The organism is Cellulomonas bogoriensis 69B4 = DSM 16987, from assembly GCF_000767165.1.
In the GTDB taxonomy this organism is placed as follows: Bacteria; Actinomycetota; Actinomycetes; order Actinomycetales; family Cellulomonadaceae; genus Actinotalea; species Actinotalea bogoriensis.
In genome coordinates this window covers 1-9,491 of the sequence record NZ_AXCZ01000101.1, presented here as the reverse complement: position 1 = coordinate 9,491, position 9,491 = coordinate 1, and the positions used below count along the sequence as shown (strand labels likewise).

General features: G+C 73.5%; 11 protein-coding genes and 1 pseudogene. 6 read left to right on the top strand and 6 right to left on the bottom strand.

Annotated features, from left to right (window positions below; all coding sequences use genetic code 11):
* Nucleotides 1-101: 101 nt before the first annotated feature.
* Nucleotides 102-629 (bottom strand): hypothetical protein, encoded by a 528-nt coding sequence (locus N869_RS09880; RefSeq protein WP_035060941.1) that lies wholly within the window; start codon nucleotides 627-629, stop codon nucleotides 102-104.
* Nucleotides 630-760: 131 nt separating this feature from the next.
* Between N869_RS09880 and N869_RS09875 the strand changes: the two genes are divergently transcribed.
* The 3 genes from N869_RS09875 to N869_RS09865 are packed head-to-tail and all read left to right on the top strand — an operon-like array spanning nucleotide 761 to nucleotide 2,552.
* Nucleotides 761-1,351 carry a TetR/AcrR family transcriptional regulator gene (locus tag N869_RS09875; protein ID WP_035060938.1) on the top strand — a complete coding sequence of 197 codons (591 nt, stop codon included), beginning with the start codon at nucleotides 761-763 and terminating at the stop codon, nucleotides 1,349-1,351.
* 11 nt (nucleotides 1,352-1,362) lie between these two features.
* The gene (locus N869_RS09870) at nucleotides 1,363-1,887 is read left to right on the top strand and encodes a CinA family protein (protein WP_084136867.1); all 525 of its coding nucleotides are present in this window, start codon (nucleotides 1,363-1,365) and stop codon (nucleotides 1,885-1,887) included.
* A gap of 2 nt (nucleotides 1,888-1,889) precedes the next feature.
* Nucleotides 1,890-2,552 carry a biliverdin-producing heme oxygenase gene (locus N869_RS09865; RefSeq protein WP_035060935.1) on the top strand — a complete coding sequence of 221 codons (663 nt, stop codon included), beginning with the start codon at nucleotides 1,890-1,892 and terminating at the stop codon, nucleotides 2,550-2,552.
* A gap of 17 nt (nucleotides 2,553-2,569) precedes the next feature.
* Here the strand turns inward: N869_RS09865 and N869_RS09860 are convergent, their stop codons facing one another.
* Entirely contained in the window at nucleotides 2,570-4,483 is a 1,914-nt protein-coding gene (locus N869_RS09860) for an NHL domain-containing thioredoxin family protein (protein WP_035060952.1), read from the bottom strand.
* 76 nt (nucleotides 4,484-4,559) lie between these two features.
* Entirely contained in the window at nucleotides 4,560-5,369 is an 810-nt protein-coding gene (locus N869_RS09855; protein WP_052105344.1) for a M15 family metallopeptidase, read from the bottom strand.
* 51 nt (nucleotides 5,370-5,420) lie between these two features.
* Here N869_RS09855 and N869_RS18535 point away from each other — a divergent pair, with 51 nt between their 5' ends.
* The gene (locus tag N869_RS18535; protein ID WP_052105342.1) at nucleotides 5,421-6,503 is read left to right on the top strand and encodes a VOC family protein; all 1,083 of its coding nucleotides are present in this window, start codon (nucleotides 5,421-5,423) and stop codon (nucleotides 6,501-6,503) included.
* A 47-nt stretch (nucleotides 6,504-6,550) separates the two neighbouring features.
* On the opposite strand, the gene N869_RS09840 is transcribed toward N869_RS18535, so the two are convergent.
* Nucleotides 6,551-7,105, bottom strand: a complete 555-nt coding sequence (locus N869_RS09840; RefSeq protein ID WP_035060929.1) for an LLM class flavin-dependent oxidoreductase — start codon at nucleotides 7,103-7,105, stop codon at nucleotides 6,551-6,553.
* 251 nt (nucleotides 7,106-7,356) lie between these two features.
* On the opposite strand from N869_RS09840, the gene N869_RS09835 reads away from it, so the two are divergent.
* Together N869_RS09835 and N869_RS09830 are read left to right on the top strand one after the other, a co-directional pair.
* Entirely contained in the window at nucleotides 7,357-8,109 is a 753-nt protein-coding gene (locus N869_RS09835) for a sulfite exporter TauE/SafE family protein (RefSeq protein WP_052105340.1), read from the top strand.
* 125 nt (nucleotides 8,110-8,234) lie between these two features.
* Nucleotides 8,235-8,723, top strand: coding sequence for a hypothetical protein (locus N869_RS09830; protein ID WP_035060926.1), 489 nt, complete (start codon nucleotides 8,235-8,237; stop codon nucleotides 8,721-8,723).
* A 47-nt stretch (nucleotides 8,724-8,770) separates the two neighbouring features.
* Here N869_RS09830 and N869_RS09825 read toward each other — a convergent pair whose 3' ends face one another.
* Both N869_RS09825 and N869_RS17780 read right to left on the bottom strand, forming a co-directional pair.
* Nucleotides 8,771-8,989, bottom strand: a complete 219-nt coding sequence (locus tag N869_RS09825) for a hypothetical protein (protein WP_035060923.1) — start codon at nucleotides 8,987-8,989, stop codon at nucleotides 8,771-8,773.
* Between the two features lie 12 nt (nucleotides 8,990-9,001).
* Nucleotides 9,002-9,491, bottom strand: a pseudogene (locus N869_RS17780) (hypothetical protein); the annotation flags it as partial.

The window sequence follows — 9,491 nt, the reverse complement described above, 5'->3', positions numbered from 1 at the left end:
CGCACCCGGGACCGCGCCCACGAGCAGGCACGACGCCGCCGCCGCGGCCACCACCACGGACGCGAACCTGCCGCGCCGGGCGCGCACGCCCTCCACCCGTGTCACGAGCTGCGCCCCGGCTCGTCGGCGTAGGCGTTCACCCCGAGGGGTTCCCGGGTGGTGCTGGCCGCGGGTGTGGTGGCGCCGTCGCCGGCGCCAGGGGTCTGGTCCGCTTCGTGCTGCTCCGGGTCGTACTCGTACTCGCTCATCTCGTCCGCGGGCACCGCGTACGCCTCGGGCACGACGACCACGGTGGGCGCCGGCGGGGTGCCCTGGAGGATGCTGGTGAGGATCTCGTTGGCGCGGTCGTCGGCGGCGAGCAGGTTCTGGGAGCTCTGCCGCAGGTCTTCGGCGGCCTGCATGACCTGTGCGGAGGCCTCGGTGAGGCGCTGCTCCAGCTCGTGGGTCTTGCGTGCGTAGTGGCGGGCGAAGTCGGCGCACATCTCTTGCGCGGACCACTTGCCCTCACCCTGCTGCAGCCGGATGGTGGCCAGGTACTCCCGCTGCTCGGCGATGTCCTCCAGCAGCTGGCGGAGTCTCTCGGCGGCAGCCAGGACCTCTTCGTGGTTGGTGGACGTCCCCGCAGCCATCTCGGCGCTCCCCTCTGACCGGACCTGGACGACGGCACAACGGTAGAGCCTCCCCCCGAATCCCTGAACCGTCGGTCCACACCCCGGCGTCCCCATCGGGGCAGGTCAGCGCGCGGTGAGACAATAGGGACGTGCCGAAGATCATCGGGGGGTCGCTCAGTGAGCACCGCGCCCAGACCCGCAACAAGCTGTTCGCCGCGCTGACGGCGCTCATGACCGACCGCGGGTTCGACGCGATCAGCCTGGCGGACATCGCCGGGGCCGCGGGAATCGGCCGCACCGCCGTGTACAACCACTTCCCTGACAAGGAGGCGTTGCTGCTGGCGTTCATCACCCACGAGACCGAGCAGTGGGTGGCGTCCCTGGAGCGGGCCCTGGACGGTGTGGACGACCCCGTCGACCAGATGCGCACCTACGTCCGGCAGCACGCCCAGCTCAAGCGGGTGTTCCACCTGGCGCCGGGCCCTGACCTGCGCACCGTCCTGTCACCGGCGACCCGGGCGCAGCTGCGTTCCCACGCCGAGCCCGTCGAGGACATCCTGCGGCGCATCCTCACCGCCGGGATCTCCCAGGGGACCTTCGCCGATCAGCCCGTCGACACCTCGATCGTCCTGGTGAACGCGTGCCTGGCCTCCCGTGGTGTGCCCGACGACGGCCCCGGGCGGGACGCGGCGATCACCGCGACCGAGGCGTTCGTGCTGCGTGCCCTCGGCGTCTCGTGAACTCTTGACCCATGACCCACCTGTCCGAGGCCCTCGCCCACACGGCCGACGCCGCTGAGGCGCTGACCGTCGACCTCGTGGACGCCGTCACCACCCGCGGGTGGCGGGTCGCGACCGCCGAGTCGTTGACCGGCGGGAACGTGGCGACGGTCCTGTCCGCGGCACCCGGTGCGACGTCGTGGTTCGTGGGCAGTGTCGTGTCGTACTCACCCGAGGTGAAGTTCGGGCTCCTGGACGTCCCCCGGGGCCCGGTCGTCAGCGCCGAGTGCGCCGCCCAGATGGCGCGTCGCACCGGTGAGCTGCTGGGCGCCGAGCTGGCCCTCGCCCTCACCGGCGTCGGTGGCCCCGCACCGGACGAGGGCGAACCGGCCGGCACCGTGTGGTTCGCGGTCGCGCACCCCGACGGCGTGCGCACCGTCCGTGAGGTGTTCGACGGCGACCCGCCCCAGGTGCTGACGACCGCCGTGGCGCGGGGCCTGGAGATCCTCACCGCCGTCGCCGCCCATGGCCCCGACGCCCCGGTCGGGCACACGTGACCGTGACCAACCCCGCAGCACTCCCCACCCCCGTCACGTTGTCCGCCCGGCTCCGGGCCGGGACCCAGGACCAGCACCGCCGCGCGGAGTCCACCCCCTTCATCACGGCGCTGATGGGCGGTGACCTGCACGTGGAGGCGTACACCGACCTCGCCGTCCAGCACCACGCCCTCTACACCGCCCTGGAGGCCGGGGGCCGGGCCGTGGCCGGTGCCCCCGGTGGGTCGATCGTCATGCCCGAGCTGGTGCGCGCCGCCGCGATCGACACCGACCTCACCCACCTGGTCGGCCCCGACTGGCGGGACCGCACCCGGGTGCTGCCGTCGACCACCCGGTACGTGACCCACCTGCGACGCGTCGCGGTGACGCTCCCGGGGTTCGTGGCCCACGCCTACACCCGGTACCTGGGTGACCTGTCCGGCGGGTTGGCGGTACGGGCCATGCTCCGCCGTCACTACCAGGTGCCCGACGAGGCCCTGCACTTCTACTCGTTCCCCACCGTCACCGCCCCGAAGGTGTTCAAGGACGGGTACCGGGCCCGCATCGACTCGTTGCCGTTGACGCCCCTGGAGCAGGACCAGGTGGTCGCCGAGGCGCAGGTCGCGTTCGACCACAACACCGCGGTGTTCACCGAGCTGGGCGACCGACACCTACCGCGCAGCTGACGCGGACCCCGCCCCGCTCACCCGTGCAGCGGCAGGGTCAGCACGTCCGGCCCCCCGTCGACCACCCGCACCGGCACACCCCAGTCCTGCTGGTTCAGGTGGCAGGCCGGGAACTCGATCGAGGGGTCGGCGTCGCACGAGGCGGCCTGCGCGGTCACGTGCAGCACCCCCTCGGTCACCTCGGGGTTGAGGACCAGGTCCCGCACCAGGGGCACGTCGTCGCCCGCACCGGCGAGGAGCAGCTCCGGTGGGGTGGACGAGACCTGCAGGCGGGTGGACGGCCCGAACCGGTCGTCGTACTTCTGCCCCACGGCGGGGGTGAACACCACGTCCAGCCGCACCCCACCGGCGCCGACGTCGGTGACGGGCCGTTGGGTGCGGTGCGCCCCCGCGTCCAAGATCTGCCCCGCCAGACGTGCGGGCAGCTGCACGCGGGTCAACCGGTGCGCCGCGGACTCCACGACCAGCAGGTCGATGCCCCCGTCCTCACGGACGTCGACGAGCAGGCCCGACGGTTCGGCCAGGTCCCGGGCCAACGTCGTGACCTCACCGGGCCCGTCAGGTGCGGGAGCCCAGCGGCGGACCGCCCCGTTGTAGGTGTCGGCGACGGCCACGGACCCGTCGGGCAGCACCGCGACCCCCAGGGGGTGCTGCAGGAGCGCCTGGTCTGCCGGCCCGTCCCGGTGCCCGAAGTCGAACAGCCCGGCACCCACCGCGGTCCCGACGGTCACGTCACCGTCACCGGCCTGCACCCAGCGCAACGCCGACACCTCGGAGTCCGCCAACCAGACCCGCCCGTCGCCGCCGACCGCCAGGCCGGACGTCTGCGCGAACCACGCCCCCGCACCGGGCCCGTCGACCAGGCCCTCGTTCATGGTGCCGGCCAGGCGTCGCGCGCGACCGGCCACCAGGTCCAACGCCCACAACGTGTGGTTGCCGGCCATCGCGACCACGAACACGCCCAGGTCCTGGGACCACACCACGTCCCACGGTGAGGACAACCGCACCCCCGTCGGGTCCCCGTCGTACCGGGCGCCCGTGCGGTCCCCCGCACCGGTGTCGGTGACGTTGTCGTTGCCGCCGACCATGTACTGCTCACCCGTCCCGGCGACGGTGCGCACGTGACCGTCAGCCAACCGGACCGCCCGGATGACGTGGTTCACGGTGTCGGCGACCAGGACGTCCCCACCGACCAGGTCACGTTGCGCCTCGGGCACCAGGCACAACCCGTTCGGCTCGCTGAACCGGGCGACGTCCGGGGCACCGTCCACCAGGCCCCGCTCCCCCGCGCCGATGCGCCGCACGAACGTCTCACCGTCGGGCGCGAGCTCGGTCAGGGCGTGGTGCCCGGCGTCGGCGACCAGCAGGTTCCCGTCCGGCAACCGGATCACCTTGGCGGGGAACCGCAACGTCGACGACGTGACCGGCGGCGGCACGTACGGGCCGTCACCACGGTGCAACGTGCCCTTCGCCTCGTGCTCGGCGACCAGCTCACGCACCAGGACGGCCACGTTGTTCTTGTGCCCCTCACCGGCCATGTGGGCGACGATGTACCCCTCGGGGTCGACCACCACCAGCGTCGGCCAGGCGCGGGCCGAGTACGCCGACCACGTGACCAGCTCGGGATCGTCCAGGACGGGGTGGTGCACCTCGTACCGGTCGACGGCGGCCGCGAGCGCGACCGGGTCGGCCTCGTGGACGAACTTCGGTGAGTGGACCCCGACGACGACCAGGACGTCGCGGTGCTGCTCCTCGACCTCGCGCAGCTCGTCCAGGACGTGCAGGCAGTTGATGCAGCAGAACGTCCAGAAGTCCAGCAGGACGATCTTGCCGCGCAGGTCGGCCAGGGCGAGGTCCTTGCCGCCGGTGTTGAGCCAGCCGCGCCCGACGAGCTCGGAGGCGCGGACCTTGGGCAGTCGTGGGGAGGTCACGTCCACAGTGAACACGAGTGGGCCCGGTGTATGCCCCCCGCTCGCCGGGCGGGACCGTGGGGCAGCCAGCCGGGGTCTAGTCGGGGTAGTCGGGGCCGCCGGGGACGTCGAAGACCTCTTCGAGGGTGGTGTGGCCCTCGTCGACCATCCACGCAGTGAGCTCGTGCCCGACCCAGCGCAGGTGCCAGGGTTCGGCGGCGAACCCGACGACGTCGCTGTTCTCGGGGGTGTAGCGGACGAGGAACCCGTGGTCGGTGGCGTTGTCGGCGAGCCACCGGCCCTCGGGGGTGGTGGCGAAGCAGGTCTGCAGGTTGCAGGACGGGGTGCTGGCGGAGTCGATGTCCAGGGCGAGGCCGGTCTGGTGCTCGGAGTGGCCGGGTCTGGCCGAGTACCTCTCGGCGTGCGCGAACCCGCGTCGGGCCTCGATGGCGGCGCGTGCGGCGCGCTGCTCGTCGTAGGAGCGGTAGCCGCTGCGGGGCAGCAGTCGGACGCCGTCGTCGGCCGCGGCGGCCAGCATCTGCTCCAGGTCGGGGACGACGATCTCCCGCAACCGCACCCCGGCGACGTCGACGAGGTCGTCGGGCGCGAAGGTGGGTGGGTCGACGGGGTTGCGCTTGTTGACCACGACCCAGGGGCTGGCGGGGTCGGTGGTGGAGTGCTGGGTCAGGTCCAGGCCCGGTTCCGGTTCCGGTTCGGGCTCCGGTTCGGGGGTGACCGGTGAGGGCGCGGGGGTGGGGCGTTCGACGACGGGGGCGGCCTCGGGCGGTGGTGGTGGGGCCGGCTCGGCCGTGGTGCACGCGAGGAGGAGCGCGACCCCGGTGGCCAGGGCCACGCCGCTCGCCAGGCGCGTCGGGCCGAGGGGCCGGGGTCGCGGCGTGGCGTGCACGCGGCCATCGTAGGGGGCGTCGTGGTGCCCTGCCCCCTACGGTGAGGTGTCATGAGCGCCACGTCCCGCACCGACGGCAGGTCACGTGCGGGGAAGAGGTTGGCGCGGTACGAGGGTGTCGCGGCGCCGGTGATGATGGTGCTGGCGATCGTGTTCCTCGCCGCGTACGGGGTGCCGATCGTCTGGCCGGACGTCCCGTCGTGGGTGCACCGGCTGACCGAGGGCGTCGCGTTCGTCATCTGGGTGGCGTTCGCGGCCGACCTGCTGACCCGGGTGGCGCTGACCGACCGGCGGTTGCGGTACCTGCTGCGGCACCCGGTGGACGTGGCGGCGGTGCTGCTGCCGATGCTGCGCCCGTTGCGGGTGCTGCGGGTGTTCGCGTCCGGGCAGGTGCTCCTGGCCCGCGGCCGGGGGGTGCTGCGGTCGGGGCAGGCGCTGGTGTTCTCGGCCGGGACGCTGGTGCTGATCGGGGCGTTGGCGATCCTGGACGCCGAGCGGGACGCGGAGGGCGCCAACATCACCACGTTCGGCGACGCCCTGTGGTGGGCGATCACCACGGTCACGACCGTGGGGTACGGGGACCGTCACCCGGTCACCGGGGTGGGTCGGGGCGTCGCGGCGGCGTTGATGATCGTGGGGATCTCGTTGCTGGGTGTGGTGACGGCGAGCTTCGCGGCGTGGTTCCTGGCCGGTGGTGACCGGACGTCGGACGACTCCCGGGAGGACGACCGCGCTGATCGCCCCGAGCGCCCCACCCTCAGGGCCACGGCCGTCACGATCGCGGCACCGGACCCCCGCGCCCTGGCCCGCTTCTACGCCCGGCTGCTGGACGGGGAGCTCACCCATGACGACCCGCCGGGCCCTGACGAGCCGCCCACCGGGGGGTGGGCGCAGGTCAGGACCACGGGCCTGACCCTCAACGTCGAGCACGAGGCCCGGTGGCGGGCCCCGGTGTGGCCGGCGCGGGACGGTGAGCAGGTCGCCACCGTCCACCTGGACGTGCAGGTGGACGACCTACCCGGGGCGGTCCGGTGGGCGCAACGGTGCGGGGCGCGTCTGGCGGACGTCCAGCCGCAGGACGACGTGCGGGTGATGCTGGACCCCGCCGGCCACCCGTTCTGCCTGTTCACCTGACGGGCTGCTTCACCTGACGGGCTGCTTCTCCTGAAGAGCGGTGCCGGTCACCCGAGGACGTCGAGGACGACCGCGTCGACCCCCGTGCGGCGCCCCAGCTCGCGGGCCTGGTCTACGACGTCCTCGAAGGTGCCGACCAGGCGGGTCGCCGACGGGGCCCACGTGAGACTGGTGAACGCCTCGACGTGCGCCAGGGCCGCGCGGCGACGGTGGGCCTCGGTGTCGTCGGCGGTCAGGACGGTCTCGACGTCCAGGACGATGCGGACCGCGGCCCGGTCACGGCCGACGGCCTCGATCTCGTCCTCCATGGTCGCGACCATGGCTCGCAGGGCCATCGGGGTGGGCAGGACGGCGGAGGGGACCAGGCGCACGACGTCGGCCCGGGCGGCGGCCAGGGCGATGGTCGCCTCGTTGACGGCCGGTCCGTCGAGCACGAACTCGACGCGGTGCGTGGGGGCCGGACCGGCGGGCCGCACCTCCACGATCGGGGTCGGTGCTGCAGGCGCCGCGGGTGCGACGGTGGGTGCGGTGCGGGTCGCCGGGGTGGTGTCGGCGTGCAGGTGGTGGGCCAGGACGTGCGGGGTGAGGGTCTGCTGCGTCACGGAGGGTCTGTCCTCAGGTCGAGCGGGGTGCGCTGCGAGGGCCGACCGGCCTCAGGCGCGCGGGGTCGTCACGTCAGCGACAACACTCCCGGCTCCAGGACATGCGCAGACCGTACCCCGACGCCCCCGCCTCGCGCCAGACCCCGTCCACGACCGGCCCCTCACCCACGGGTCCCGCCGCACGGGGGGCAGTTACGCTGCGGCCCGTGACCCGGCCCCCGCACCCGCCGCGCCCCGGCCGGTGGTGAGCGGTGGACCTGGACCTGGCGCTGCTGATCGGGGTGTTCATCTTCGCCTCCGCGCTCCTGTACTCCTCGGTGGGTCACGGCGGCGGCTCGGGGTACCTGGCGGTCATGGCGCTGTTCGCGGTGTCCCCCGAGGTCATGCGACCCGCGGCCCTGGTGCTGAACATCGGGGTGTCGTCGGTGGCGGCGTGGTCCTACCACCGGCGGGGGGCGTTCTCGTTCCGGGTGTGGTGGCCGTTCGCGGTGACGGCCGTGCCGTTGGCGTTCGTGGGGGGTCGGCTGGACGTCCCGGGCCTCGTCTACCAGCCGCTTCTCGCGGTGGTGCTGCTGTACTCGGCGTGGTGGTTGCTGTCGCCGCGGTCGGTGCCGGTGGACGACCCGGACCTGCGCCCGCCCCTGGTCCCGGCCCTGGGCGCGGGCATGGGGATGGGCCTGCTGGCGGGGTTGACGGGCATCGGGGGCGGGATCTTCCTCAGCCCGCTGCTGCTGCTGAACCGGTGGGCCGCGACCCGCACCACCTCGGCGGTGTCGGCCGTGTTCATCCTGGTGAACTCCAGCGCGGGCCTGGCCGGGCAGGCCACCACCGTCACCGCGATCCCGTGGAACGCGGCCCTGGTGTGGGTGCCCCTGGCCCTGGTGGGCGGGTTCCTGGGGTCCCGGTACGGGGCCCGCACCGGTGCCACCAAGGCGATCTACCGGCTGCTGGCGGTGGTGCTCCTGGTCGCCGCGACCAAGCTCGTCCTCACCACGTTCGGCTGAGCCCCACCCCTGCCCGTGGACCACCCACGCCCGTCACCGACCGGTGGACGATGCCGGTTCCCGGGGCCGGACGGGGTACCGTGCCGTGGCCGCCGCACGGCAGTCCCCACACCGGAGGTCGTCCCATGCAGGTCGCGCTGACCGTCGAGGAGGGTGTCGCCCTCGCCCTCGCCGTCCAGACGTTGCCGCCGTTCATCGGTCCCGTCCGCGGTGAGGGGAGGTCGGTGCTGGTCGACGTGGACCTCGCGGCCATACCCGACGTCCCGACCCTCGCACGACTGAGCTTCGCGGCCGTCGGGTCGGTCACGATCAGGGCGGCGCTCATCGGGTACGACGGGGACGTCGCGACGTTCGAGCTGCAGGCCGAGGCCCGTGGGCTCCCCGCCCACCGCCTGCTCAACCACCTCACCGACACGATCAGCGACCGGCTGCGCGCCAACGGGCTGCCCGACGACCTCGTCGAGCTGCACCCCGGCCCGCGGGCGCCCCTGGCCCGGGTGCACGTGCAGCAGGCGATCGACGCGCGGGTACGTGGCCTGAGCCTGGCGACCCTGGACGTGCGTGACGGGGTGGTGCACGCTGGCGTCACGGTCGGTGACGTGGCACTGCACTGACAGGGGCTGACAGGGGCTGACAGGGGCTGACACGTGCTGACACGGGCTCAGAGCCGGGGGCGCAGCTCCCCCACCACCTTGACCAGCACCTTCACCCCGTCCACCTCTGACGGCACGTCGTGGGCGTCGGCGTCGGCGCGGACGTTGACCTGCAGGCAGTACCCGTCGCCGGTGGGTGCGATGCCCACGCCCCGCACGTGCACCGACTCCTTCAGCACGTGCTGCAGGTGGGTCTTGGCGACGCGGGCGTGCTCCAGGTCGGCCACGGTGTCACCTCCTCAGCAGGCGAGCTCGGCCCCCAACGCCTGCAGGACGGTGCCGATGGGGTTGAGGTACGTGAGCCCTGTGCCATTCTCGCCCCCCACCTCGCTGCCCGCATAGAGCAGACCGATGGCGGCCCCGTCCGCGGCCCGGTACACCAGGGACCCGCTGTCGCCGCCGCGGGAGAACGGGCCCCGGCCCAGGCCCTCGACCTCGATCTGCCCGTCGAACACCAGGTCACCCAGGTCGGGCCCGTAGTCGACGGCCACGTCGTCGAGCTCGATGGCGGTGACCCGGCCCCTGGTGGTGCCGGTGGTGCGGCCGATCTTCTCGACCTCCTCCCGGCCGACGGCCTGCGCGACCCGGGTGACCCGGCCCACCGGGTGGTCCAGGTCCACGTCGGTGTCCAGCAGGGACGCGGTCGCGGCGTCCGCGAGCGCCGGGTGCCCGCGCCGCAGCTCGACGAAGGACGCCAGGGCCCCGACCCGGTCGCGGGGGTCCTGGCCG

What these genes read in the sequence shown, in the direction of transcription:
- N869_RS09880 (WP_035060941.1), bottom strand. Translation starts at nt 629, where the DNA reads ATGGCTGCGGGGACGTCCACCAACCACGAAGAGGTCCTGGCTGCCGCC.
- N869_RS09870 (WP_084136867.1), top strand. Translation starts at nt 1,363, where the DNA reads ATGACCCACCTGTCCGAGGCCCTCGCCCACACGGCCGACGCCGCTGAG.
- N869_RS18535 (WP_052105342.1), top strand. Translation starts at nt 5,421, where the DNA reads ATGAGCGCCACGTCCCGCACCGACGGCAGGTCACGTGCGGGGAAGAGG.
- N869_RS09830 (WP_035060926.1), top strand. Translation starts at nt 8,235, where the DNA reads ATGCAGGTCGCGCTGACCGTCGAGGAGGGTGTCGCCCTCGCCCTCGCC.